This window comes from Serratia sp. BNK-23 (assembly GCF_047456145.1).
Taxonomy (GTDB): domain Bacteria; phylum Pseudomonadota; class Gammaproteobacteria; order Enterobacterales; family Enterobacteriaceae; genus Serratia; species Serratia nematodiphila.
Window position 1 is genome coordinate 180,513 of the sequence record NZ_CP179900.1, and the last position, 24,865, is coordinate 205,377.

The window sequence follows — 24,865 nt, forward strand, 5'->3', positions numbered from 1 at the left end:
GCCTCCCGAAAGGTTATGCCGCGACTTGCACGATGCCGTCGACCACCCGGCTGGTGAAGCTGGCGACGGAACGACTGTCATCTTCCAGACAGTGACCGTCGTACAGGCGGAAACGCTGTTTCTTCAGCGGGCTGGCGACCCACAATTCGCCCTGATGCTCGGCGATGAGGCCGCGCGACAGCACGCTGGCCTGGGCGAACGGATCGATATTGCTGATGGCGAACACCTGTTCGTCGGCATAGGGGCGGAACACCGCCACCTGCCGATCGCCGATCAGGGCGCACACGCCGGTGCCGGGCAGAATGTCGGCGACGGGACAAACGGTAATCCACTGGCTCATGCGTGACTCTCCTCGGTATCGATCAGGGTGACGGGAATGCGCTCGTCCGGGCGCGCCGGGCGGTGCTGGTCGCGTTCGGCCACCACCTGCACGTTCGGATCGCGCAGCGGGCTGTTGATGAAGTGGGCGAAGCGCAGCTGCGTTTCCGGGTGCTCGACGGTCTCTTTCCATTCGCAGACCACCGCGTCGCGCAGGCGGGCGATCTCGGCTTCCAACTGCGCGTTGATGCCGAGCTTGTCGTCGACGATCACTTTGCGCAGGTAATCGATGCCGCCTTCCAGGCTCTCCAGCCACACCGAGGTGCGCTGCAGCTTATCGGCGGTGCGGATATAGAACATCATGAAGCGGTCTAGGTAACGCACCAGGGTCTCGCGATCGAGATCGGCGGCCAGCAGATCGGCGTGGCGCGGTTTCATGCCGCCGTTGCCGCAGACATACAGGTTCCAGCCGTTCTCGGTGGCGATGATGCCGACGTCCTTACCCTGTGCTTCAGCGCATTCACGGGTGCAGCCCGAGACGCCGAACTTCATTTTGTGCGGGGTGCGGATGCCTTTGTAACGGTGCTCTAGCGTGACGCCGAAGCCGACGCTGTCGCCGACGCCATAGCGGCACCAGGTGCTGCCGACGCAGGTTTTCGCCATGCGCAGCGCCTTGGCGTATGCGTGGCCGGTTTCAAAGCCGGCGGCGAGCAGCTTGCGCCAGATGGCCGGCAGGTCGTCTTTCTGCGCGCCGAACATGCCGATGCGCTGCGAACCGGTCATTTTGGTGTAGAGGTTGTACTCCTTGGCGATTTGGCCGATGGCCAGCAGGCCGTCCGGGGTGATTTCGCCGCCGGCGGAGCGCGGGATCACCGAGTAGGTGCCGTCTTTCTGGATATTGCCGAGGAAGTTGTCGTTGGTATCCTGCAGCGGCGTATGCTGCGGCTTGAGGATGTACTCGTTCCAGCAAGAAGCCAGCAACGAGCCGACGGTTGGTTTACAGACTTCGCAGCCGTAGCCTTTGCCGTATTTGGTCAGCAGCGCCTCGAACGACTTGATGCCTTCGACGCGGATCAGGTGGAACAGCTCCTGGCGCGAATAGGCGAAGTGTTCGCACAGGTGGTGGTTGACCTCGATGCCTTGCTTGCTCAGCTCGGCGTTCAGTACCTGGGTGAGCAGCGGGATGCAGCCGCCGCAGCCGGTGCCGGCCTTGGTTTCGGCCTTCAGCGCCGCCACGGTGTGGCAGCCTTTGTTGACCGCCTGGATGATGTCGCCTTTGCTGACGTCGAAGCAGGAGCAGATCTGCGCGCTTTCCGGCAGCGAATCCACGCCGATGGCCGGTTTGCTGCCCGCATGGGCCGGCAGGATCAGGCCGTCCGGGTTTTCCGGCAGCGCGATGCCGTTCAGCGCCAGCTGCAGCAGGTTGCCGTAGTCGCTGGTGTCGCCCACCAGCACCGCGCCGAGCAGGGTTTTGTTGTCGGCGCTGACGATGAGGCGTTTGTAGACTTCTTTGCTTTCATCCAGATAGACGTAGCTGCGGGCGCCCTCGGTGCGGCCGTGGGCATCGCCGATGCCGCCGACGTCTACGCCCAGCAGTTTCAACTTGGCGCTCATGTCGGCGCCCTGGAAGCCGTTTTCGCGGCCCAGCAGGTGATCGGCGGCCACCTGCGCCATTTTGTAACCCGGCGCCACCAGGCCGAAGGTGCGATCGCGCCAGGCGGCGCACTCCCCGATGGCGTACACGTCCGGATCAGACGTCTGGCAGCTGTCGTTGATGGCGATGCCGCCGCGGCGGCCAATCTCCAGCCCGCATTGGCGCGCCAGCTTGTCCTGGGCGCGGATGCCGGTGGAGAACACGATGAAATCCACCTCCAGCAGGCTGCCGTCGGCGAAATGCAGGGTTTTGCGCGCCGTGCCGCCGCCGTTGACGATCTCCTGGGTGTTTTTGCCGGTGTGCACCTTGACGCCCATGCGCTCGATCTTGCGGCGCAGCTGGTCGCCGCCCATCGGGTCGAGCTGTTCGGCCATCAGCACCGGAGCGAACTCGATCACGTGCGTTTCCACCCCCAGGCTTTTCAGCGCGCCGGCGGCTTCCAGCCCCAGCAGCCCGCCGCCGACTACCGCGCCGCGCTTGCTGCGGCGCGCGCAGGCTTCGATGGCGTTCAGGTCTTCGATGGTGCGGTAAACGAAGCAGTCCTGGCTATCCGAGCCTTTAATCGGCGGGATCCACGGGTAAGAGCCGGTGGCCATGATCAGCTTGTCGTAATAAACGGTGCGGCCGGTGTTGGAGTGGATGACCTTCTCGTCGCGATTGATGGTGATAGCGCGCTCGCCGATCAGCACCTTCACGCCGTGTTTTTCGTAAAAGCCTTCGCGCACCAGCGACAGCTCTTCGGCGGTGTGGTGCGAGAAGTAGGAGGAAAGGTGCACGCGATCGTAAGCGATGCGCGGCTCTTCGCAAAATACGGTGATGTCGAATTGGTCTTTGTCTGCTTTATCCAACAGATCTTCGATGAACCGGTGGCCGACCATGCCATTGCCGACGACGGCAAGTTTGACTCTGCTCATTATTGCCTCAAAATTCGGGTTTCCTAGGCTTACCTTATCTCTCCCGAGGGGCAATTTATTGATGCAAATCAATCACACTCTCATATACCTCTAACGTGGTATATAGATGATTTTTCACGTTTTTTGATAAGTTGCGGATTTTATTCACCTTTAGCTGAAGCGAGTCAGTTTGCATGCAAATTACCCCGCAGGGAGTAAACGCAGGGGGTAGGCATGAAACGGTGACTTTGTCAGCGCGATCCGCTGCCAGTATGATGAAGAAAACCAGCGCAACGGCAGAGGTGAAGGGTGGCGAAACGTCCATTGAAGTTTATCGATAACCTGCGTTTAAGCGGGCATGAAGGGTTGTGGCAACTGGCGATCGAGCAGGGGCGCATCGCGCATCTGGTTCCGCAACCGGAAGGGCTGGAGTGGCGCAGCGACGTGTTGGATGCGCAGGGCGGGCTGGCGCTGCCGGCGTTCGTCGAACCGCATATTCACCTGGATACCACGCAAACCGCCGGTCAGCCGGCCTGGAACCAGTCCGGCACGCTGTTCGAGGGCATTGAGCGCTGGGCCGAACGCAAGGCGCTGTTGACCCATGAAGACGTCAAACAGCGCGCCTGGCAAACGCTCAAGTGGCAGATCGCCAACGGCGTGCAGTATGTGCGCACCCACGTCGACGTTTCCGATCCCACGCTGACCGCGCTGCGCGCTATGCTGGAGGTGAAACGGGAGGTGGCGCCCTGGGTAACGCTGCAGATCGTCGCCTTCCCGCAGGAGGGGATCCTCTCTTATCCCAACGGCGAAGCGCTGCTTGAAGAGGCGCTGCGGCTGGGGGCCGACGTGGTGGGCGCCATTCCGCACTTCGAATTCACCCGCGAATACGGCGTGGAGTCGCTGCACAAGGCGTTCGCGCTGGCGCAAAAATACGATCGGCTGGTGGACGTGCACTGCGATGAGATCGACGACGAGCAATCGCGCTTCGTCGAGACCGTGGCGGCGCTGGCGCTGAAGCTGGAGATGGGGGCGAAAGTCACCGCCAGCCACACCACGGCGATGCACTCTTACAACGGAGCTTACGCCTCGCGGCTGTTCCGCCTGCTGAAAATGTCCGGCATCAACTTTGTCGCCAATCCGCTGGTGAACATTCACCTGCAGGGGCGTTTCGACAGCTATCCGAAACGGCGCGGCGTGACGCGGGTGAAGGAGATGCTGGAGGCGGAGATCAACGTCTGCTTTGGCCACGACGACGTGTTCGATCCCTGGTATCCGCTCGGCACCGCCAACATGCTGCAGGTGCTGCATATGGGGCTGCACGTGTGCCAGCTGATGGGCTATGGCCAAATCGACGACGGGCTGAAGCTGATCACCAGCCACAGTGCGCGCACCCTTAACCTCAGCGACTATGGCCTGGCGGCCGGCAACAGCGCCAACCTGGTGATCCTGCCGGCGGAAAGCGGTTTCGACGCGGTGCGCCGCCAGACGCCGGTGCGTTATTCGATTCGCCAGGGGGCGGTGATCGCCGAAACGCGGCCGGCGGAAACCACGCTGCATTTGCAGCAGGATGAGACGGTAGATTTTCGGCGCTAAGGCGCAAAAAAAGGGCGCCTTGCGGGCGCCCTTGATGTATTTGATGCGAAGAAATCAGTGCGTCACGTGACCGTGGCTGCGGTGCTTGGTCACGAAGCCCAGCAGCAGACACATCACGAATACCGCCAGGTACAGGCCGTTGGCGGTGGTCAGCGCCGCGTGCGCGCCGCCTTTCGCCACGATCGGGCCGGTGACCACGAAGGTCAGCATGGTGCCGATGGTGCCGCAGGTCAGGATAAAGTTGACCAGCTTCGGCGAGGAGACCTTGGTCTGCAGCGAGCCGAGGGTGATCAGCGTGGTGTAGATGGCGCTGGAAACGAAGCCCAGAGCCATGATGTAGTAGCCCAGGTGTTCCGGATTGTCGGTGCTGACGAACAGGTACATCGCGCCGGTAGCCAGCGCGGCCAGTACGGTAACGATGCGCTGCAGATCGAAGAAGCGCAGGATGAAGCTGAACACCCACATGCCGACCATGTAAGAGGTCCAGAAGTCGCTCACCAGCTTACCGGCCTGGCCGATGTCCATGTTGAACGACTTGGTGGCGTACTCAGGCACCCACTGAATGAAGCCCAGCTGGCCGAGGATGTAGCACAGCGCGGCGATCGACAGGAACAGCACGCCGATGCCCCATTTTTCTTTCTCGACCGGTTGACCGGCATCGGCGCCTTTCTTGCCCAGCACCGGGAATTCGGAGCACAGGGTCAGCACGAAGATCGCCACGTACAGCAGACCGATGCAGGCGTAAACCCAGTACCAGCCGATATGGCGAGCCAGCAGCATCGCGGCGACGATCGGGAAGATCATCCCGGCCATGCTGAAGAAGGAATCGGTGAACAACAGGCGCGAACCGCGCTGGCGGCCGGCATACATGTGGGTGATCAGGAAGGTGCCGATCGACATGGTGATACCGCTAACCACGCCAAGGATAAACATGCACAGCGAGAACATGGTCAGGCTCTTGCCGAGCATCAGCCCTGCGACCGCCAGCACCATCAGGACAAAGCCGAAGATCAGCTGACGCTTCAGCGGGATGATTTCCATCAGCCAGGCATTGAGGAAGATCGAAATCAAAATACCGGCGTTGAGGAAAGTAAAGGTGTTACTCATGCTGGAAACCGGCAGATTAAAGTACTCTGCAATGTTTCCCATCACCATCCCTGTGACGATCACTAAAGCACCGGTCAGCGCGTACGAAAAGAAGCTGATCCAGGTAAGCCGTATGCGGTTACTGTCATTCATTGTATAGGCCTGAATATGTCTGTTAGAGGTTTTAACGCTGGCATAAGGCCGCTGGCTTTTCCTGGCAAACGCAGAAAAAAGTCCCGATCAGGCCACCAGGGGGCGGATCCTAGCACAGACAACGGGATTTTTTGTGATGGTTGTCGATTTTTTGATGCAACCTATGAAGGGAGGGTTCGCATTATTGTGATCTATTTGCGTACCGTCACAATGGAATCACGGTTGACGATCGTCGGCTCAAATGGGTGCGCCGGGGTGGTGGGGTCGATCAGCCTGCGCGCCGCGTATTGGGCCATCTCGCTGATGGGAAAATGTACGCTGCTCAACGCCGGGCGGACGAAGGGCGCGCGTTCGCCGCTGTCGTAACAGATCAAGGAGATATCCTGCGGCACCCGCAGGCGGTGCTCGTTGATCGCCAGCAGCGCGCCGATCGCCATCTCTTCGTTGCAGCAGTAGATGGCGCTGGGCCGTGCGGCTTGCTGCAGCAGGCGATCGGCGCAGCGGTAACCGCTTTCCAGATCGTAAACGCCCTCCAGACAGGCCACCGGCTCGATATTCGCCGCCTGCATCGCCTCTTCAAACCCTTGCAACCGCAGGCGGCTCGACGGGCGCTCGCGCGGCCCGCTGATGCAGGCGATGCGTCGGTGCCCGGCATCGAGCAGTTGCTGGGTCGCCATGCGGCTGGCGAGCGGGTGATCGAAGGTGACGCAGCGGTCTTCCAGCCCCGGCACCAGCCGATCGAGCAACACGAAATGACGTTGCTCCGCCGCCAGCTGGCGCAGCCGATCGTCGCTGAGAAAACGCACGTGCAGGATCACGCCGTCGCAGCGCAGGCTGAACAGCCGCTGCACCGCCTGCCATTCGTTTTCGGCGCTGTTGCGGCCCTGGGTCACCAGCAGCTGCTTGCCGTGGGATTCGGCCTCGGTTTGCACGAAGTCCATCAGCGCGCCGAAGAAGCCGCCGCGATATGACGTGGTCACCAGCCCGAGGGTATTGCTGTGGCTGGAGGCGAGCGCGCGGGCCGCCGGGTTGGGGGTGTAACCGAGCTGGGCGACGGCGCGTTCAACCTTCTCGCGGGTCGGCGCCTTGACGTTGCTGTCGCCGTTCACTACCCGCGATACGGTGGCGCGCGATACGCCCGCCAGCGTCGCGACATCTTCCAGTGTCACCATCGTCCAACTCCTGATTACGGCTAAAAAAATGGGTTCGGCGCGCCGAACCCCTGTCATACCGCGCGCAGGCGCTTACCTGAACTGCGGCAAATACGGCGCGTTTATCGTCAACACCTCGTCCAGCAACGGCTGCGCCAGATTGGCGTTGCCCACCAGCGGGTTGGCGATCAGCGCCAGCAAGCCGCTGCGGCGATCGCCGTGCACCGCGGCCTCGATGGTCAGGCGTTCGTAGGCTTTCACCTGCTGCGTCAGCGCCTGCATCGGCTCCGACAGCGGGCCGAACGTCAGCGGATGCGCGCCTTGGGCATCGACGATACAGTTGATTTCTATCACAGCATCGTCCGGCAGGCCATGGATTGCGCCGCGGTTTGCGGTGTTGACCACTAATTGCGTGCCGAGATTATTATGGATAGCACGAATCAGCTCCAGCGCAACCTCGGAATAGAAAGAACCGCCGCGGAAGCTGAGCTGTTCCGGTTTTGTGTTCAGTTGCGGATCGGCATACAGCTCGAACAGCTCTTTCTCCACCTGCATCACCTGCTCGGCGCGGGTGCCGCGCTCGCCGGCGGCGGCCATCTCTTCCGCCAGCATCTCACGGGTCTGGTAAAAATAGCGGTGGTACGGGCATGGGATCGCGCCGAGCGCGCGCAGGAAGTCCGGCTGCCAGGGCTCTTCCTTGATGTTGTTCATGGTCAGCGCCGCGCCGTCGCACAGCATGTCGATCACCTTGGCGGTGACGTCGCGCCCCTGCTGCGTGACCTGATGCACCCAGACCATGTGGTTCAGGCCGGCGAACTGCAGCTGCACGTCGGCGTAAGGCGCCTGCAGCATGTTGGCGATCATGTGATGCATGCTGATCGGCACGTTGCACAGGCCGATGATCTTCGCTTTGGTAAAGCGAGACACCGCCTCGGTGACGATACCGGCCGGGTTGGTGAAGTTGATTATCCAGGCGTCCGGCGCCAGCTTTTCCACCCGGCGGGCAATATCCAGCATCACCGGAATGGTGCGCAGCGCTTTGGCGAAGCCGCCGACGCCGGTGGTCTCCTGGCCGAGCAGCTGGTATTTGAGGCCCAGCCGTTCGTCGGCGGCGCGCGCCGGCAGTTGCCCGACGCGGAACTGGGTCAGCACGAAAGCGGCGCCGCGAATCGCCTCGTCCAGCGTGAAGTGCACGCTGACCTTCACCTGTTCCAGCCCGTGGCGCGCCAGCATGCGGCGCGTCAGGGCGGCGATGGTTTCCACTTTTTGCCGGCCTGGCTCAACGTCCACCAGCGCCAGTTCGGTGACCGGCAGCTCCTCGATGCGCTGGATCAGCCCATCGACCAGCTCGGGAGTGTAGCTGCTGCCGCCGCCGATCACGGCGATTTTGAGCGTGCTCATGGGCGGCCCTCCGTCAGCGACTGACGGCGATAGAGCTCGATCATGTCGTCGGCCAGATCCTGGATCACCATGGCGTTCATCAGATGATCCTGCGCATGCACGGTGATCAGATTGATCGCCAGCTTGCCGCAGCCTTCGTCCAGGCCGATCAGCTCGGTCTGGATCAGGTGCGCTTTCTTCACCCACTCTTTGGATTCGGCCATGTGTTTGGCCGCGGCGGCGAAGTCGCCGGCGCGCGCTTGTCGCAACGCCATCAACGCATTGCTGCGCGCGCTGCCGGAGAACACCAGCAGTTCCATGATGGTGCTTTCAAACTCGGGGCTGACTTCAGTCATCAATTCACTCACGTCATTTCTCCAGGGGTTGCGCGGCGATGCCGCCGTGGGATGCTTCAATATCCGTTCTTTTTATAATGAGAGCGCTCTCATTTATATAGAGTAACGACAATGCGTGTGCAAACTGGGAGGCAGATCGCAAAAACCGCCCCAGGGCGGCACGGGGCAAAAAATGCGTGATGCGGTTGGCAAAAAAGCCTTCTGCGCCCATACTTTCCGCAGCAAAATTCAGGGCCGCCTAGGATATGTCCCGTAATTGGGTAAATATAGGTAAATGGCTGGCACTTGCCGATACAGCTCTTTAGAATCAAAGCGCTTTTCCGTTGTTTGTCTCTCAGAGAAAGGACCCGTTAATGTTCAAACGTACTTTAGTGACCTTCGTCGCGCTGTGTTCCCTGTCCGCAGTGGCACCAGCCGCACTCGCCGCCGGTGAGACCCATGTCATGCTGACGACCTCGGCGGGGAATATCGAATTGGCGCTCGACAGCCAGAAGGCACCGGTTTCCACCCAGAACTTCGTCGATTACGTGAACAGCGGGTACTACAACAACACCATTTTCCACCGCGTGATCCCGGGCTTCATGATCCAGGGGGGCGGTTTCACCGCTGACATGCAGCAAAAATCCACCAAGGCGCCGATCAAGAACGAAGCCGACAACGGCCTGCGCAACCTGCGCGGCACCATCTCGATGGCGCGCACCGCCGACAAGGACAGCGCCACCAGCCAGTTCTTCCTGAACGTGGCGGATAACGCCTTCCTGGATCACGGCCAGCGCGACTTCGGCTACGCGGTGTTCGGCAAAGTGGTGAAAGGCATGGATGTGGTGGACAAGATCGCTCAGGTGCCGACCGGCAACGTCGGCCCTTACCAGAATGTGCCGACCAAGCCGGTGGTGATTCTGTCGGCCAAGGTGCTGCCGTAAATTTTTTGGCCGATCCCGCCGGGGTCGGCCGTCCTTCCTCCCGAAGCCTTGCCTTCATCACTGTTTTCTCCCGCGCCCCATGCTCTAATCGGCAGACAATAACCAGACCGGAAATCCGGCGTTCGCCCTTTGTTGTCTCTGGATGAGTTGCTGCCATGTATGAATTTAACCAGGTGCTGTTGCTGTTGCAGCAGATGTGCGTCTATCTCGTTATCGCCTATCTGCTGAGCAAAACCCCGCTGTTCATTCCGCTGATGCAGGTGACCATTCGCTTGCCGCACAAGCTGCTGTGCTACGTGATCTTCTCGGTGTTCTGCATCATGGGCACCTATTTCGGGCTGCATATTCAGGATTCGATCGCCAACACCCGAGCGATAGGCGCGGTTCTGGGCGGGCTGCTGGGCGGGCCGTCGGTGGGCTTTCTGGTCGGGCTGACCGGCGGCCTGCACCGGTATACGCTCGGCGGCATGACCGACGTGGCCTGCGCGATCTCCACGGTGTCCGAAGGGCTGGTCGGCGGCATCGTACACAGCATCGCCATGCGCCGGGGGCGCATCGAGCTGCTGTTCAATCCGCTGTTCGTCGGCGGCGTGGCGCTGGTGGCGGAAGTGCTGCAGATGGCGATCATTCTGGCGGTGGCGCGCCCTTATAACGAGGCGTTGCAGCTGGTGGAACACATCGCGCTGCCGATGATGATCGCCAATACCGTCGGCGCGGCGATGTTTATGCAAATCCTGCTGGACAGGCGCGCCATGTTCGAGAAATACACCAGCGCTTTCTCTTCCAAGGCGCTGAAAATCGCCGAGCGCACCGAGGGCATCCTGCGGCAGGGCTTCGATCAGGAAAACAGCATGAAGGTCGCCCGGGTGATTTATCAGGAGCTGGGCATCGGCGCGGTGGCGATCACCGATCGCGACAAGCTGTTGGCGTTTATCGGCATCGGTGACGATCACCACCTGCCGGGCACGCCGATCGCCTCGGTGCATTCGCACCGCGCCATCGACAACAACGAGGTGGTCTATGCCGACGGCAATCAGCTCTCTTACTGCTGCTCGATCAATCCGGCCTGCAAGCTGGGATCGACGCTGGTGATCCCGCTGCGCGGCGAAAACCAGCGGGTCATCGGCACCATCAAGCTGTATGAACCGAAAAGCCAGCTGTTCAGCACCATCAACCGTACGCTGGGCGAAGGCATCGCCAGCCTGCTGTCGGCGCAGATCATGGCCGGACAGTACGAGCGCCACAAGCAGCTGCTGGCGCAGTCGGAGATCAAGCTGCTGCATGCGCAGGTCAATCCGCATTTCTTGTTCAATGCCTTGAATACCCTGGTAGCGGTGATCCGTCGCGATGGCGAGCGCGCCTGCGATCTGGTGCAGTCCCTCTCGACCTTCTTTCGTAAAAACCTCAAGCGCTCGGATGACGAAGTCAGCCTGGCGGACGAAATTGAACATGTGAACGCCTACCTGCAGATAGAGAAAGCGCGCTTCGCCGATCGGCTGGAGATTGCGGTATCGCTGCCCGAGGCGCTGCTGGCGGCGCGGCTGCCGGCGTTTTCGCTGCAGCCGATCGTCGAGAATGCCATCAAGCACGGCACCTCGCATCTGTTGGGCGTAGGCCGCATCGAAATCGGCGCCTGCTGCGAAGGCGAGCATCTGCTGCTGCAGGTGACGGACAACGCCGGGCTGTTCCAGCCGAAACCGAACTGCAGCGGGCTGGGGATGAACCTGGTGGATAAACGCATTCGCGTGCGCTACGGCGAAGGCTATGGCGTGCAGGTGGATTGCCGGCCGGACGCCTACACCCGCATTACGCTTAATGTCCCTATGGAGAGGGCAGCCTGATGTTAAACGCACTGATTGTTGACGATGAACCTTCCGCGCGCGACAACCTGCGCCACCTGCTGGAAGCTGAAGCGGGGATCTCGATTATCGGCGAGTGCGCCAACGCCATCGAAGCCATCAGCCAGATCCATCGGCTGCAGCCGGACGTGGTGTTTCTCGATATCCAGATGCCACGCATCAGCGGGCTGGAAATGGTCGGCATGCTGGATCCCAACCGTATGCCGCACATCGTGTTTCTGACCGCCTACGACGAATACGCGGTGCAGGCATTTGAGGAGCACGCCTTCGACTATCTGCTGAAGCCGGCGGAGCCGACGCGGTTGAGCAAGACGCTGCAACGCCTGCGGCAGCGCAGTGCGCCGCAGGACGTGACGGCGCTGGATGAGAGCGCCGGCTACCTGAAATACATTCCCTGCACCGGCCACAGCCGCATCTATCTGCTGCGGTTCGATGAAGTGCTGGCGATCCGTTCCAAGCTGAGCGGGGTATTCGTGGTGCGCAGCGACGGCATGGAGTGTTTCACCGAATTGACGCTGCGCACGCTGGAAAGCCGTACGCCGCTGGTGCGCTGCCATCGGCAGTATCTGGTCAACCTGGAGCAGGTGCGCGAGATCCGCTTCGAAGAGGGCGGTGCGGCAGAGATGATCATGTCGGCAGGCGATCCGGTGCCGGTCAGCCGGCGCTATTTGAAGGCGCTGAAGGAGCAACTGGGGCTGCGGGGGTGACTATGCCGGCGGCCACCGGCGGCGAGTATGCACGATGGCCAATATGATGACGTTGAGCCGCCAATTCATAGACCAACAGATAGGACGGGGAGATGACCAGCTCGCGCGTGCCGGCTATCCGACCCGTTTTCCCGCTGGTGGGATGATGCACGAGGCGTGCCGCCGCGTCAGCGATTTTTGCATCATTTTCTGCGGCGGCGGCCGGATTTTTAAGTTCCAACCATTCATAAATCGCCAGACGATCGGCGATGGCGGGTACCGTCCATGTCAGTTTCACAAAAGTCCTTTTGTGTTTTATTGCGTTGATTTAGCTCTGCGTTCGGCGAAATAAGCAGCCACCTCTTCATCGTCGGCGAACTTGCCTTCACGCAACGCCTTGCGGCTCACCTCGACCTTTTCCTTTAACCACTGGTCGTACTCTTCCTGCTGCGCCTGGCGGCTGACAAACTCGCGCATGAAATCGCGCAGCAGTTGCGAAGCCGTGCGATCGGCGGCCTTTGCCGCGCTGGCGAAAGCGGTTTTTAACTCGTCATCCACGCGGATTACCACGGTAGATTCAGACATGGTATTTACCTCGTATATACAGCGTAATGCTCACTATAACACTGGTGCTTTATTGTTCAAGCAAAGACGCTCTGACGCTAAGCGCAATCTGAATTCATCAGGCCCCGACGGTGCCCTTTTTGTTTGTCCTTGACGGGGTTACGCGGCGCTTATAGCTTTATTGCATCAACAGGCGCGTTTCGCGCCGCGGTCAGCGTCAAAGGAACAGAAAATGAGTGAACCACGGATTATCGCCAAAGCGATGAAAGACGGAAAACCGGAACAGGATCTGGTGATTTTGCCGGCGTTGGCCAACCGCCACGGCTTGATCACCGGGGCAACCGGCACCGGCAAGACGGTGACGCTGCAGAAAATGGCCGAACAGTTCTCACGCATCGGCGTGCCGGTGTTCCTCTCGGACGTGAAGGGCGATCTGTCCGGCATCGGCGCCGAGGGCGTGCCTTCCGAAAAACTGCAGGCGCGCCTGGCGGCGATTGGCGTCACCGACTGGCAACCGCAGGCCTGCACCATTATCCCGTGGGATATTTACGGTGAAAAAGGCCACCCGATCCGCGCCACCATTTCCGATCTCGGGCCGTTGCTGCTGGGGCGCCTGTTGGATTTGAACGAGGTGCAAAGCGGCGTGCTGCAGCTGGTGTTCAAAATCGCCGATGACAATGCGCTGCTGCTGCTGGACATGAAAGACCTGCGCGCCATGGTGCAGTTCGTCGGCGACAACGCCAAACAATTCCAAACCCAGTACGGCAATATCTCTGCCGCCTCTATCGGCGCCATCCAGCGTGGATTGCTGACGCTGGAAGAGCAGGGGGCCAACCAGTTCTTCGGTGAGCCGATGCTGGACATCAACGATCTGATGAAAACCGACGCCAACGGCCACGGCGTGATCAATCTGCTGGCGGCGGACAAGCTGATCAATCAGCCGAAGCTGTATTCGGTGTTCCTGCTGTGGCTGCTGGCCGAGCTGTTTGAGCACCTGCCGGAAGTGGGCGACCCTGAACAGCCGAAGCTGGTGTTCTTCTTCGATGAGGCGCACCTGCTGTTCAACGATGCGCCGGCGGCGCTGCTGACCAAGATTGAACAGGTGGTGCGTCTGATCCGCTCCAAAGGCGTCGGCATTTACTTCGTCACCCAGAACCCGCTGGACATCCCGGACAGCGTGCTGGGCCAGTTGGGCAACCGCGTGCAGCATGCGCTGCGCGCCTTTACCCGCGCGATCAGAAAGCAGTGAAGACGGCGGCGCAAACCCTGCGCGCCAATCCGGCCTTCGATGCCGAAACGGCGATCACCGAGCTGGGGGTGGGCGAAGCGCTGGTGTCATTCCTCGACGAGAAGGGCCGGCCGAACGTGGTGGAGCGGGCGATGGTCATCGCGCCGGAATCCAAAATGGGCATGCTTGGCGCGGAAGGGCTGAACAGCGCGATCAACAAGTCGCCGCTGTATGGCCGCTATGAAGACATGATTGACCGCGAGTCCGCCTACGAGAAGCTGTCGTCGGGTGGCTTCGCCACCATCGGCACCCCGCAGCAGGGGCAACAACCGCAGACGCAACAGCAACAACAGCAGGCGGGCGGCGGCCTGATGGATGGTTTGAACGAGCTGTTGTTCGGTTCCACCGGCCCGCGCGGCGGCAAACGCGACGGCATCGTCCAGACCGCCGCCAAGAGCATGGCGCGCGATCTCGGCCGCCAGATCCTGCGCGGCGTGCTGGGCTCGATCACCGGCGGCCGTAAAAAGTAAGCGGAAATTATCGTCGGCAGCGGCGGGTTAAATCAGTAAACTATGGCGGCGTTTTTCTCTGCCGGACCTGACATGCTGCTGCTGATCGATAACTACGACTCCTTTACCTATAACCTTTACCAGTACTTCTGCGAGTTGGGCGCCGAGGTGGTGGTGAAGCGCAACGATGAGCTGCAGCTGGCCGATATCGAGCGGCTGGCGCCGCAGCATCTGGTGATTTCCCCCGGCCCCAGCACCCCGAACGAAGCGGGTATCTCGCTGGCCGCCATTCGTCATTTCGCCGGCAAGCTGCCGATCCTCGGCGTGTGCCTGGGGCACCAGGCGCTGGGGCAGGCGTTCGGCGCCGAGGTGGTGCGCGCCCGCGCGGTGATGCACGGCAAAACGTCGGCCATCCGCCACCTCGGCGTCGGCGTGTTTCGCGGCCTGAACGATCCGCTGACCGTGACCCGCTATCACTCGCTGGTGCTGAAAGCCGATACGCTGCCGGACTGTTTTGAAGTGACCGCCTGGAGCGAACGCGACGGCGTGCGCGACGAGATCATGGGCATCCGCCATCGCACTTTGGCGCTGGAAGGCGTGCAGTTCCATCCGGAAAGCGTGCTCAGCGAGCAGGGCCATCAGCTGCTGGATAACTTCCTCAACCGTTAATCCCGATGCGTTTTTTTCGCTCGTCGGGCGTTTTGCGTTTGCGCTTGATTGGTTTTTTATGCATATTTCGTGATTATGTTTTCAATCTAACATTACGATAGCGCTGAAAAACCTTCAGGGTGGAGCCGAAAAAATGACTGGAAAATCCGCAGTGAGCCGCAGCACCTTTGACCAGGTTATCCTGCCTGTTTATGCACCCGCCCAGTTTGTGCCGGTGCGCGGCAAAGGCAGTCGGGTCTGGGATCAGCAGGGAAAAGAGTACATCGATTTTTCCGGCGGCATCGCGGTAACGGCGCTGGGGCACTGCCATCCGGCGCTGGTCGAGGCGCTCAAACGTCAGGGTGAGACTCTGTGGCATACCAGCAACGTCTTTACCAATGAACCGGCGCTGCGCCTGGCGAGCAAACTGATCGACGCCACCTTCGCCGATCGGGTGTTCTTCGCCAACTCCGGCGCAGAGGCCAACGAAGCGGCGTTCAAACTGGCGCGTCATTACGCCATCACCCGCCACAGCCCCTATAAAACCAAAATCATCGCCTTCTATAACGCGTTTCACGGCCGCACGCTGTTCACCGTGTCGGTGGGCGGGCAGGCCAAATACTCCGACGGGTTCGGGCCAAAGCCGGCCGACATCGTGCACGTGCCGTTCAACGATCTGGCGGCGGTGAAAGCGGTGATGGACGACCACACCTGCGCGGTGGTGATGGAGCCGATTCAGGGCGAGGGCGGCATTACGCCGGTCGACGCCGGCTTCCTTAAAGGCGTGCGCAAACTGTGCGACCAACATCAGGCGCTGCTGGTGTTCGACGAAGTGCAAAGCGGCATGGGGCGCAGCGGCAAGCTGTTCGCCTATATGCATTATGGCGTGACGCCGGACATTCTTACCACCGCCAAGGCGTTGGGCGGCGGTTTCCCGGTCAGCGCCATGCTGACCACCGAAGAGATTGCGTCGGTGATGCAGGTGGGCACTCACGGCACCACCTACGGCGGCAACCCGTTGGCCTGCGCGGTGGCGGAGGCGGCGTTGGATGTGATCAATACGCCGGAAGTGCTGAGCGGCATCGAACAGCGCCACGCGCTGTATGTGCAGGCTTTGCAGGATATCGGCGATAAATACGGTATTTTCACCGCCATTCGCGGCATGGGGTTACTGATCGGCGCCGAACTGACGCCGCATTATCACGGCAGAGCGCGCGATTTCCTCACCGCTGCCGCCGCGCGTGGGCTGATGATCCTCAACGCCGGGCCGAACGTGATCCGCTTTGCGCCGTCGCTGGTGGTGGAGCTGCAGGACATCGAAGCCGGCATGGCGCTGTTCGAGCTGGCGGTGCAGGATGTGATCAACGTCTGAAGCTCGTGCGGCGAATAACGGGGCGCGGCATGCCGCGCCCTTATTGATCGCGCAGTTTGCGCTTGAGCCAGATGCCGTGGTGCGGGCGCTGGCGCCAGGCCAGCGACGAAATGGTATGCATCACGTTCAGGTGCGACAAAATGCGCCGCAAATGACGTTCCATCTCGGTGACGGGCATGTCCGGATGCAGATCCGGCGGCTGCATGATGCCGCTGTTGTCACTGCTCGGGCCGTCGTATTCCAACCGCTGCTGGCAGCTTTGCAGCGCAATTTCACAGGTTTGCAGATAGGCTTCCGCCAGTTTCGGCGTCAGCATGTAGTGCTCGCGCGCCAGAATGGTCATGGCGTTCAGGTGTTCGACGATGAACTGGCTGTGAGTGACCCACAGCCGCATGTCCGCCAGATAATTCGACGCGAACCCCGGCTCCTGCATCGCCTGATTGAGCGAGGTGAACAGCGCATTGTGCGCTTGGTTGACCTGCATGCGGGTATAGGCCAACGCGGTGGCATCCGGTTCCGGCTGCTTCAGCATCAGCCGCAGCGCGGCTTGATCGTTCTCCAGCGCCTGATGGGCATTCTTGCGCAGCAGCCCGCTTTGCCACTGCGGCCACAGCCAAATGGTGCCGCCGAACGCCAGCACGCAGCCTATCAGCGTATCGATCAGACGCGGCACCAGAAAATGCGAGCCGTTCAGCGCCAGCAGCTGCAGGGTGTAAACCGCCGTGACCGTAAAGCCAATCACCGACAGCCCGTAGTTCTTGCGCGAAACCAGGTAGGCCAGCAGCGTGATCACCAGCATGATGCTCAGCGTTTCTCCTTCCGGCAGCTGCAGCTGCAACAGCCCGGCCGCCAGCAATAGCCCGGCAATCGTGCCCAGCGCACGGTGCTGAATACGCACCCGGGTGGCGTTATACCCGTTTTGGCTCACCAGCATGATGGTGAGCAGGATCCAGTAAGGCTTCGGCAGGTTGAAAACCGCACCCAGGCTGCTGCCGACCGCCAGCGTCACCCCCAGCCGCGCGGCGTTGCGCAGGGCGGTGGATTTGAACGACAGGTAGCTGGCCAGCGCCGGCCAAAACGGCAGGCGGTGCTGGCCGGGCATCAGGTCGCGGCGGTACAGCGGATGCTGGGTGCGCAGCAGGCGAGCGATGCGGCTGAAGTGGTAATAACAAAACTGGCCGACCGGGTTATCGGGATGCTGCGCCGCCATTTTTTCCAGCGCCGCCAGTTCGTGGCTCATGGAGAAGCGCTTCGAATGTTGATGGTAGAGAATATCGTGCGCCACCACGCGCAGCCGGCCGGCGATCACCTGAGCGTTGCGGCGAATGATCGCTTCGGCCTGGCTCTGCTCCACCAGTTTTTGCACCTCCTCCGGCAGATGCAGGCTGACGGTGATGTGCTCCTGCAGATCCATCGCCACCTGAAAGGCGCGCTGCAGGCGCTTTTGTTCGAGGTTGTTGGCGTGCGGCAGGAAATTGAGCTGTTGGTATAAAAGGCTGATCAGATCCATCACCTTTTGTTGGCGTACCAGCAGCGGCGGCAGCGCGGTTTGCGGATCGGTGTGCTGGGTCAGCAACGAGTATTTGGCTTCGAAATAGTCAGCCAGCTCCAGATAGAGCTGGCTGAGAGTCTCGCGCATTGGCTGTTCTTTCCACAGCTTGAACCAGAACCAGGTGAATAAGCCGTACCAGACGGTGCCGATCGCGTACAGCAGTGGCGCCTGCCAGAGGGGTACCGTGCCGGCCGTGCTGAGGGCGAAAATGGCGGCCACCAGCGCCGCTGGCAACAGCCGGGCGTGCAGCGGGCTGATTTCGCCGGTGACGCCAAGCAGCAGCGCCAGGCCCAGCATCAGCGCCGGCAGCGGCACGTGCCACAGCAGTGCCTGTTGCAGCAGCACACTGCTGAAGGCGAACAGCGAGCCGCCGACGATCAGCCGTTTAAAGAAGCGCTTATGCGGCGTGTCCAGACCGGCGATATTGCAGCAGGCGGGCACCAGAGAGAACATCAGGCCGAGCTGCAGCTGGCCAATTAATAAGCCGAACAGCACCGGCAGGCACAACACCAGCGTTTGTCGCAGTGCGTAGTTGATTTCCGGGTGGTAGATCAGGCGGCGCCACATGGCAGAGAGCAGATAAAAAAACGGCGCAGACTGCGCCGTTTCTTCGGGGATTAACGGGTGCCGTAGACGACAATGGTTTTGCCGTGGGCGGAAATCAGGTTTTGATCTTCCAGCATTTTCAGAATACGGCCAACGGTTTCACGCGAGCAGCCGACGATCTGGCCGATCTCCTGACGGGTGATCTTGATCTGCATGCCGTCCGGGTGAGTCATGGCGTCAGGTTGCTTCGCCAGATTCAGCAGGGTTTGCGCGATGCGGCCGGTCACGTCCAGGAAGGCGAGGTTGCCCACTTTTTCGGAGGTGACCTGCAGGCGGCTCGCCATTTGGGCGGACAGACGCATCAGAATGTCCGGATTCACCTGGATCAGCTGGCGGAATTTCTTGTAGGAAATTTCGGCCACTTCACAGGCGGTTTTCGCGCGAACCCAGGCGCTGCGCTCCTGGCCTTCTTCGAACAATCCGAGCTCGCCGATGAAATCCCCCTGGTTGAGGTAGGACAGGATCATCTCTTTACCTTCTTCATCCTTGATCAGCACCGCGACGGAGCCTTTCACGATGTAGTAAAGCGTTTCGGCCTTTTCACCTTGGTGAATCAGCGTACTCTTCGATGGATATTTGTGGATATGGCAATGAGACAGGAACCATTCGAGAGTAGGGTCTGTTTGCGGTTTGCCGAGAACCATTCGCTGTTATCCTCTGTTGTTATCGCTGCCTTGTGTCACAGGGGTCAGAGTTCCCTGTAAAACCCGCCTGTAGCCGCAGTCATGAGCGAGGGCTACCGGCAAGTTTTGAGGCGTGTCATAAAAATACGCTGTCGCTCTAGCATATTAACTTGCCGTAAGCGCTGCAAGCTACATTCTGTTAACATACCGGTAAAGGAGCCTTTCTCTGGGCGTTTCCCTGAAATGCAGTGTCCCGGAAAGATTTATTGCGGCTCTGTTTGTAGCACAGAGTAAGGCGGGTGTCTCGTGTTGTCTCGCTTCAGCATGATTAGCATCAGGTTACGTTGCCTGTTTCTATGCGAAAGCGTACTCTGATTTTAAGAAATCAACCGGAGTGACCAGAATGCAGGCAAGAGTTAAGTGGGTGGAAGGGTTAACGTTTTTGGGTGAATCGGCCTCCGGCCACCAGGTGCTGATGGACGGCAACGCCGGTGATAAAGCGCCCAGCCCGATGGAGATGGTGCTGATGTCGGTGGGCGGCTGCAGCGCGATCGACGTGGTATCCATCTTGCAAAAGGGGCGCAACGACGTGCGCGACTGCGAGGTGAAGCTGACCTCCGAGCGCCGCGAAGAAGCCCCGCGGTTGTTCACCCATATCAACCTGCACTTCATCGTGACCGGCCAGGATCTGACCGACAAGATCGTCGAACGTGCGGTGAACCTGTCGGCGGAGAAATACTGCTCGGTGGCGCTGATGCTCAACAAGGCCGCCACGGTAACCCACAGCTTCGAGATCCGCCAACCGGCGTAATCGAGGCGGAGCGCGGCCGGCGCCGCGCTCAACGCATTTATTCGATCTTCTTGCCTTCCAGCAACCGTTGCACCAGCGGCGCCATAATCAGCTCCATCGCCAGCCCCATTTTGCCGCCCGGCACCACTAACGTATTGATGTGCGAGATAAACGATCCCTGCAGCATCGCCAGCAAGTAGGGGAAGTCGATCTGGTCCAGGCCGCGGAAGTGGATCACCACGAAGCTTTCATCCAGTGAGGGAATGGCCTTGGCGGCGAACGGGTTGGAGGTGTCCACCGTCGGCACGCGCTGGAAGTTGATGTGGGTGCGCGAGAACTGCGGCGTAATGTAGTTGATGTAGTCTTCCATCGAGCGCACCACCGAATCCATCACCGCTTCGCGGGAGTGGCCGCGTTCGCCGGTATCGCGGATCAGCTTCTGGATCCACTCCAGGTTGACGATCGGCACCACGCCGACCAGCAGATCGACGTGTTTGGCCACGTCATGGTGCTCAGTAACCACGCCGCCGTGCAGCCCCTCGTAGAACAGCACGTCGGTCGGCGCCAGCAGCGGCTCCCACGGGGTGAAGGTGCCCGGTACCTGATTGTAGGGCACCGCTTCGTCGTAGGTGTGCAGGTACTTGCGCGAACGGCCGGTGCCGTTTTTGCCGTAGTCGATAAAGCTCTGCTGCAGCAGGCCGAAGTCGTTGGCCTCGGGGCCGAAATAGCTGATGTGTCTGCCCAGATCGCGCGCCTTGCGGATCGCCGCGTCCATTTCCGGCCGGGTATAGCGGTGGAAGCTGTCGCCCTCCAGTTCGGCGGCGCGGATATTGAGCTGCTGGAAGATTTTACGGAACGCCACGCTGGTGGTGGTGGTGCCGGCGCCGCTGGAACCGGTCACCGCGATAACGGGATGTTTGGCAGACATGATGGTTGTCACTCCGTGTTGAATGCGCCGGCGTCAGGGGATTATTGTGGCTCTTGTTGACGCTCTCTATGTCAGGAAAAAATGGCGCGTGCTGGTTTGCAATGTCCCATTGTTACCTGATTTTTTCCGTCAGTCATAGAACCGGGCGCCACTAAATTTCTTCCTGCCCGGCGCGGAATTGGCCGCGCGGCATGATGTTGACGCTCTCATGCAGTTCCGACCACACCAGCACCACTTCGCCGTTTTTCAGCTGGCGGCGCACGTCCTCCACCTTCTGCTCCAGCGAGCGTTCGTGTTCGCCGTAATCGGTGCCTTCGCGCAGCACAAAGGATTCGATCAGGCTGTTCAGGGTGTCGGTTGCCAGTTCTTGCCAGGGAATAATCACGTCGGAATGTCCAGATAAGGGGAAAGCCAGGCCGGAATGCGATTCTCCAGCCACATGTGTGGTTTTTTCAGCGTGCCGCCGACGAAGCCGACGTGGCCGCCGAACTCAGTCAGCTGATATTCGATATTGCGCGGCAGGCCGGCGACGTCGGGGATCACCTCAGGGGTCATGAAAGGGTCGTCCTTCGCATGGATGATCAGCAGCGGCGTCTGGATAGACGGCAACAGCGGCAGGGCGCTGCAGCGGCGATAATAGTCGGTGGCGTCGCTGAAGCCGTGAATGCGCGAGGTGATGGCGTCGTCGAATTCGCGAATGCGTCGCAACCCGTTCAGCTGTGACAGTTTGAGCGGCAGAGTGTCCGGGTAGTGCAACAGCTTGCGGGTGGCGTTTTGTTTCAGCTGCCCCAGCAGGTAGCGCTGATAAACGCGGGAGAAGCCTTGCTCCATGCGGTAGGCGCAGGGTTCCAGCATCAGCGGCGCCGAGACCACCACCGCCGCCTGCAGCAGGCTGTCGGCGCCTTGCTGCGCCAGATAACAGGCCAGCATGTTGCCGCCGAGCGAAACGCCTACCGCCGCGGTTGGCACCTCACCGTAGCTGTCGCGCAGCCAGCGCAGGAAGAAACGCGCGTCTTCGGTTTCACCGGAGTGGTAGATGCGCTGCTTGCGGTTGGGCACGCCGCTGCAGCCGCGAAAGTGCATCACCACCCCGAGCCAGCCGCGCTCGCGCCAGGCGTTGAGCAGGCCGTGCGCGTAGGGGCTGTAGAAGCTGCCTTCCAGGCCATGAAACAGCACTGCACGCGGTTTGTCGCGCGCCTGCGCCGGATCCTCGCTCCAGGCGAGATCGACGAAATCGCCGTCGGGCAATTCCAGCCGTTGCCAATGCGGTTTCAATAACACGCGGCGGCGCACCAGCCGCGGCAACAGCGTTTGCAGGTGCGGGTTACTGGCCCCTGTCAGAGGGCGAAAGGTGTTAGGCATAGGCTGAGTAAAATGTTGTGGGCGGCTATTGTGAGATCTCTAGCGCACTGTTAGCTTCAATACCAAGAATTATCAATGATACTGCAAAAAAGCGCCTTGGGTGAGGAGCACCCGTGCCATGGAACCGAGTTTATTCCTTTCGATGCTGGGCTTCCTGTGGGTCGCCGCCATCACGCCTGGCCCCAATAATCTGCTGCTGACCACCTCCGGCGCTAACTTCGGCTTTATGCGATCGCTGTGGCTGATGGTCGGCATCATGCTCGGCATGCAAAGCATCTTGCTGCTGGTGGCGTTCGGCGTCGGCAGCCTGATCCTGGTCTACCCGTCGCTGCACCTGATCCTGAAAATCCTCGGCAGCCTGTACCTGCTGTGGCTGGCGTGGAAAGTCGCCACCGCCGCCTATGAAAAGCTGGAAACCGACGTGGCGCCACCGCAGCCGGTGCGGCTGTATCAGGGCTGGCTGCTGCAGTTCCTCAACCCGAAAGCCTGGCTGATGGCGCTGGGGGCGGTGGCGAGCTTCAGTCTGGCGGGCGATAAGTACAACGGTTCCATTGCGGCGATCGCGCTGGGCATTTTGGCGGTAAACATCGTCGCCGGCGTTATCTGGCTGGCGTTCGGCACGGTGATCGGCCGCCTGCTGCGCAGCAAAAAAGCCTGGATTATCTTCAACGTTTCCATGGGGCTGCTGACTGCAGCCTGTGTATTACTGATTTGGCATTAAGGAGCGGAACGATGGCGGAAAACTATTATCACGTGGTCGCCTTTACTGGTGAGGGGCTGCGCGGCAACCCGGCCGGGGTCTGCCTGCTGACGCAGCCACTGCCGACGGAGCGGCTGCAGGCGATCGCCAACGAGATCGGCCTGCCGGAGACCAGCTTTGTCTGGGATGACGGCGACATGACCGCCATCCGCTGGTTTACCCCGGAGCGTGAGGTCGATCTTTGCGGCCACGGCACGCTGGCGGCGGCGCATGTGATGTTCAGCGCGGTTAACCCGGCGCTGAAGGATATTCGCTTCAGATCGGCCGGCGGCGAGCTGTTCGTCAAGCGCGATGAGCGGGACGGGGAGCGGCTGGTGCTTGATTTCCCCGCCAGGCCGCCGCAGAAAGTCGCCGAACCGGCGGGCCTCGCGGCGCTGCTGGGCGTGCAGCCACAGGAAGTGTGGCAGGCGAAAGCGCTGCTGGTGGTGGTGGAAAATGAGGCGCAGGTGCGCGCGCTGCGGCCGGACATCCCGGCGCTGATCGCATTGGCCGGCCGCGCGGTGATCGTCACCGCGCCGGGTGACACCGTGGACTTCGTTTCGCGCTATTTCACGCTCGACGGCGGTGAAGATCCGGTCACCGGCTCCGCGCACTGCACGCTGATGCCTTACTGGGCGGCGCGTCTCGGCCGCCATCGGTTGCACGCCCGGCAGATTTCGGCGCGCGGCGGCGAGCTGTTCTGCGAACTGCAAGGGGACCGCACGCTGCTGGGCGGCTACGCTCACGTGTTCTTGCGCGGGACGATCGCGCTGTGATTCGTTTTAATATTACCTAAGGTAATAAAGAAGACTTTTTTATTCTTTTATCGCCCGTCATCGCTCAGATAAAACTGTCAGCAACTGAACAGATTTTTATCAACGGAGCGGAACATGGCGGGCAAACTCTTTTCTTTACGCAACGCGGCGCTGCTGGCGTTGTCGCTCAGCGCGGCCAGCGCCTACGCGGTGGACGTGACCGTGGCGTACCAGACGTCGGCGGAGCCGGCCAAGGTGGCGCAGGCGGAAAACAGCTTCGCCAAACAGTCCGGCGCGACCGTCGACTGGCGTAAGTTCGACAGCGGCTCCAGCGTGCTGCGCGCGCTGGCCTCCGGCGATGTGCAGATCGGCAATATCGGCTCCAGCCCACTGGCGGTGGCCGCCAGCCAGAAACTCCCCATCGAAGTGTTCCTCATTGCCTCGCAGCTCGGCAGTTCCGAAGCGCTGGTGGTGAAGAATGACATCAAAAGCCCGCAGGATCTGATCGGCAAGCGCATTGCGGTGCCGTTTATTTCCACCACCCATTACAGCCTGCTGGCTTCGCTCAAACATTGGGGCATCAAGCCTGAACAGGTGAAGATCCTCAATCTGCAGCCGCCGGCCATCGCCGCCGCCTGGCAGCGCGGCGACATCGACGGCGCTTACGTCTGGGCGCCGGTGGTCAACGAACTGGCCAAACAGGGCAAGGTGCTGACCGACTCCGCGCAGGTGGGCGAATGGGGCTCGCCGACGCTGGACGTGTGGGTGGTGCGCAAAGACTTCGCAGAGAAACATCCCGACGTAGTAACCGCCTTTGCCGCCAGCGCCCTGCAGGCGCAAAAGGCCTACCTGGCGGCACCGGAACAGTGGCTGAAAGATCCGAGCCATCTCAGCACGCTGGCGCGCCTGAGCGGCGTGCCGGAAGCGCAGGTGCCGGAACTGGTGAAGGGGAACCGATATCTGCCGGTGGCCGATCAGGTAGCCCAACTCGGCCAGCCGGTGGACAAGGCAATCCGCGATACCGCCGAATTCCTCAAGCAGCAGGGCAAGATCCCGCAGGTCGACAGCGACTACAGCGCTTACGTCACCGACCGTTTTGTGAAACAGGTGCAGGCTGCGCCGCAGTCGTAAGGAAGC

General features: G+C 60.8%; 23 protein-coding genes and 1 pseudogene. 11 read left to right on the forward strand and 13 right to left on the reverse strand.

The genetic code is table 11. From position 1 onward, the window contains the following. Nucleotides 1–13: 13 nt before the first annotated feature. Nucleotides 14–340 (reverse strand): nitrite reductase small subunit NirD, encoded by a 327-nt coding sequence (gene nirD / locus ACMGF9_RS00785; RefSeq protein ID WP_015379293.1) that lies wholly within the window; start codon nucleotides 338–340, stop codon nucleotides 14–16. Next, nucleotides 337–2,886 carry a nitrite reductase large subunit NirB gene (nirB, locus tag ACMGF9_RS00790; protein WP_075684671.1) on the reverse strand — a complete coding sequence of 850 codons (2,550 nt, stop codon included), beginning with the start codon at nucleotides 2,884–2,886 and terminating at the stop codon, nucleotides 337–339. Before nirB ends, nirD begins: the two co-directional genes overlap by 4 nt. A gap of 303 nt (nucleotides 2,887–3,189) precedes the next feature. Between nirB and ACMGF9_RS00795 the strand changes: the two genes are divergently transcribed. Next, nucleotides 3,190–4,458: a cytosine deaminase gene (locus ACMGF9_RS00795; RefSeq protein ID WP_033631922.1), complete on the forward strand. Its 1,269-nt coding sequence runs from the start codon at nucleotides 3,190–3,192 to the stop codon at nucleotides 4,456–4,458. A gap of 54 nt (nucleotides 4,459–4,512) precedes the next feature. Here ACMGF9_RS00795 and tsgA read toward each other — a convergent pair whose 3' ends face one another. From tsgA to ACMGF9_RS00815, 4 genes are all read right to left on the reverse strand, one after another. Next, nucleotides 4,513–5,697: an MFS transporter TsgA gene (gene tsgA, locus ACMGF9_RS00800; RefSeq protein ID WP_004930336.1), complete on the reverse strand. Its 1,185-nt coding sequence runs from the start codon at nucleotides 5,695–5,697 to the stop codon at nucleotides 4,513–4,515. Between the two features lie 191 nt (nucleotides 5,698–5,888). After that, on the reverse strand, nucleotides 5,889–6,869 hold the full coding sequence (locus tag ACMGF9_RS00805) for a LacI family DNA-binding transcriptional regulator (protein ID WP_021504774.1): 981 nt from the start codon (nucleotides 6,867–6,869) through the stop codon (nucleotides 5,889–5,891). 72 nt (nucleotides 6,870–6,941) lie between these two features. Then, nucleotides 6,942–8,249, reverse strand: a complete 1,308-nt coding sequence (locus ACMGF9_RS00810; RefSeq protein ID WP_414160481.1) for a 6-phospho-beta-glucosidase — start codon at nucleotides 8,247–8,249, stop codon at nucleotides 6,942–6,944. After that, complete coding sequence (locus tag ACMGF9_RS00815) at nucleotides 8,246–8,584, reverse strand: PTS lactose/cellobiose transporter subunit IIA (RefSeq protein ID WP_004930342.1); 339 nt, start codon at nucleotides 8,582–8,584, stop codon at nucleotides 8,246–8,248. The genes ACMGF9_RS00810 and ACMGF9_RS00815 overlap by 4 nt, the downstream gene beginning before the upstream one ends. Before the next feature lie 353 nt (nucleotides 8,585–8,937). On the opposite strand from ACMGF9_RS00815, the gene ppiA reads away from it, so the two are divergent. The 3 genes from ppiA to btsR all read left to right on the forward strand — a co-directional run bounded on the left by ppiA (nucleotide 8,938) and on the right by btsR (nucleotide 12,073). Beyond that, nucleotides 8,938–9,507 (forward strand): peptidylprolyl isomerase A, encoded by a 570-nt coding sequence (gene ppiA, locus ACMGF9_RS00820; RefSeq protein ID WP_015379288.1) that lies wholly within the window; start codon nucleotides 8,938–8,940, stop codon nucleotides 9,505–9,507. Nucleotides 9,508–9,662: 155 nt separating this feature from the next. Further along, entirely contained in the window at nucleotides 9,663–11,348 is a 1,686-nt protein-coding gene (locus ACMGF9_RS00825; RefSeq protein WP_004930349.1) for a sensor histidine kinase, read from the forward strand. Beyond that, complete coding sequence (gene btsR / locus ACMGF9_RS00830; RefSeq protein ID WP_004930351.1) at nucleotides 11,348–12,073, forward strand: two-component system response regulator BtsR; 726 nt, start codon at nucleotides 11,348–11,350, stop codon at nucleotides 12,071–12,073. Before ACMGF9_RS00825 ends, btsR begins: the two co-directional genes overlap by 1 nt. Here btsR and ACMGF9_RS00835 read toward each other — a convergent pair. Together ACMGF9_RS00835 and ACMGF9_RS00840 are read right to left on the reverse strand one after the other, a co-directional pair. Further along, nucleotides 12,021–12,350: a type II toxin-antitoxin system RelE/ParE family toxin gene (locus ACMGF9_RS00835; RefSeq protein WP_254842465.1), complete on the reverse strand. Its 330-nt coding sequence runs from the start codon at nucleotides 12,348–12,350 to the stop codon at nucleotides 12,021–12,023. The two genes, btsR and ACMGF9_RS00835, sit on opposite strands and share 53 nt — an antisense overlap. A gap of 17 nt (nucleotides 12,351–12,367) precedes the next feature. Further along, a complete protein-coding gene (locus tag ACMGF9_RS00840; protein ID WP_004930356.1) occupies nucleotides 12,368–12,637 on the reverse strand; it encodes a hypothetical protein in 270 nt (89 codons plus the stop codon). Nucleotides 12,638–12,848: 211 nt separating this feature from the next. On the opposite strand from ACMGF9_RS00840, the pseudogene ACMGF9_RS00845 reads away from it, so the two are divergent. The 3 genes and pseudogenes from ACMGF9_RS00845 to argD all read left to right on the forward strand — a co-directional run bounded on the left by ACMGF9_RS00845 (nucleotide 12,849) and on the right by argD (nucleotide 16,373). Continuing rightward, nucleotides 12,849–14,374: pseudogene (locus ACMGF9_RS00845) on the forward strand (helicase HerA-like domain-containing protein). Between the two features lie 72 nt (nucleotides 14,375–14,446). Beyond that, entirely contained in the window at nucleotides 14,447–15,022 is a 576-nt protein-coding gene (locus tag ACMGF9_RS00850) for an aminodeoxychorismate synthase component II (RefSeq protein WP_414160482.1), read from the forward strand. A 133-nt stretch (nucleotides 15,023–15,155) separates the two neighbouring features. Continuing rightward, nucleotides 15,156–16,373 carry a bifunctional acetylornithine/succinyldiaminopimelate transaminase gene (gene argD, locus ACMGF9_RS00855; protein ID WP_088381973.1) on the forward strand — a complete coding sequence of 406 codons (1,218 nt, stop codon included), beginning with the start codon at nucleotides 15,156–15,158 and terminating at the stop codon, nucleotides 16,371–16,373. Between the two features lie 40 nt (nucleotides 16,374–16,413). Here the strand turns inward: argD and ACMGF9_RS00860 are convergent, their stop codons facing one another. Together ACMGF9_RS00860 and crp are read right to left on the reverse strand one after the other, a co-directional pair. Then, nucleotides 16,414–18,492 (reverse strand): YccS/YhfK family putative transporter, encoded by a 2,079-nt coding sequence (locus ACMGF9_RS00860; RefSeq protein ID WP_044029976.1) that lies wholly within the window; start codon nucleotides 18,490–18,492, stop codon nucleotides 16,414–16,416. A 50-nt stretch (nucleotides 18,493–18,542) separates the two neighbouring features. Next, nucleotides 18,543–19,175 carry a cAMP-activated global transcriptional regulator CRP gene (gene crp, locus ACMGF9_RS00865; RefSeq protein WP_004090925.1) on the reverse strand — a complete coding sequence of 211 codons (633 nt, stop codon included), beginning with the start codon at nucleotides 19,173–19,175 and terminating at the stop codon, nucleotides 18,543–18,545. A gap of 382 nt (nucleotides 19,176–19,557) precedes the next feature. Here crp and ACMGF9_RS00870 point away from each other — a divergent pair, with 382 nt between their 5' ends. After that, nucleotides 19,558–19,965, forward strand: coding sequence for an OsmC family protein (locus ACMGF9_RS00870; protein WP_004930372.1), 408 nt, complete (start codon nucleotides 19,558–19,560; stop codon nucleotides 19,963–19,965). A 37-nt stretch (nucleotides 19,966–20,002) separates the two neighbouring features. Here the strand turns inward: ACMGF9_RS00870 and ACMGF9_RS00875 are convergent, their stop codons facing one another. From ACMGF9_RS00875 to ACMGF9_RS00885, 3 genes are all read right to left on the reverse strand, one after another. Then, nucleotides 20,003–20,872: a phosphoribulokinase gene (locus ACMGF9_RS00875; protein WP_414160483.1), complete on the reverse strand. Its 870-nt coding sequence runs from the start codon at nucleotides 20,870–20,872 to the stop codon at nucleotides 20,003–20,005. 151 nt (nucleotides 20,873–21,023) lie between these two features. Continuing rightward, nucleotides 21,024–21,257 carry a YheU family protein gene (locus tag ACMGF9_RS00880; RefSeq protein WP_004930376.1) on the reverse strand — a complete coding sequence of 78 codons (234 nt, stop codon included), beginning with the start codon at nucleotides 21,255–21,257 and terminating at the stop codon, nucleotides 21,024–21,026. Next, entirely contained in the window at nucleotides 21,254–22,234 is a 981-nt protein-coding gene (locus ACMGF9_RS00885; RefSeq protein ID WP_414160484.1) for a hydrolase, read from the reverse strand. Before ACMGF9_RS00885 ends, ACMGF9_RS00880 begins: the two co-directional genes overlap by 4 nt. Before the next feature lie 118 nt (nucleotides 22,235–22,352). Here ACMGF9_RS00885 and ACMGF9_RS00890 point away from each other — a divergent pair, with 118 nt between their 5' ends. The 3 genes from ACMGF9_RS00890 (at nucleotide 22,353) to tauA (ending at nucleotide 24,859) form a co-directional block, all read left to right on the forward strand. Further along, the gene (locus ACMGF9_RS00890) at nucleotides 22,353–22,955 is read left to right on the forward strand and encodes a LysE family translocator (RefSeq protein WP_171404490.1); all 603 of its coding nucleotides are present in this window, start codon (nucleotides 22,353–22,355) and stop codon (nucleotides 22,953–22,955) included. A gap of 11 nt (nucleotides 22,956–22,966) precedes the next feature. After that, nucleotides 22,967–23,749: a PhzF family phenazine biosynthesis protein gene (locus ACMGF9_RS00895; RefSeq protein ID WP_411749360.1), complete on the forward strand. Its 783-nt coding sequence runs from the start codon at nucleotides 22,967–22,969 to the stop codon at nucleotides 23,747–23,749. Nucleotides 23,750–23,863: 114 nt separating this feature from the next. After that, nucleotides 23,864–24,859 carry a taurine ABC transporter substrate-binding protein gene (gene tauA, locus ACMGF9_RS00900; RefSeq protein ID WP_004930383.1) on the forward strand — a complete coding sequence of 332 codons (996 nt, stop codon included), beginning with the start codon at nucleotides 23,864–23,866 and terminating at the stop codon, nucleotides 24,857–24,859. The last annotated feature ends 6 nt before the right edge of the window (nucleotides 24,860–24,865 follow it).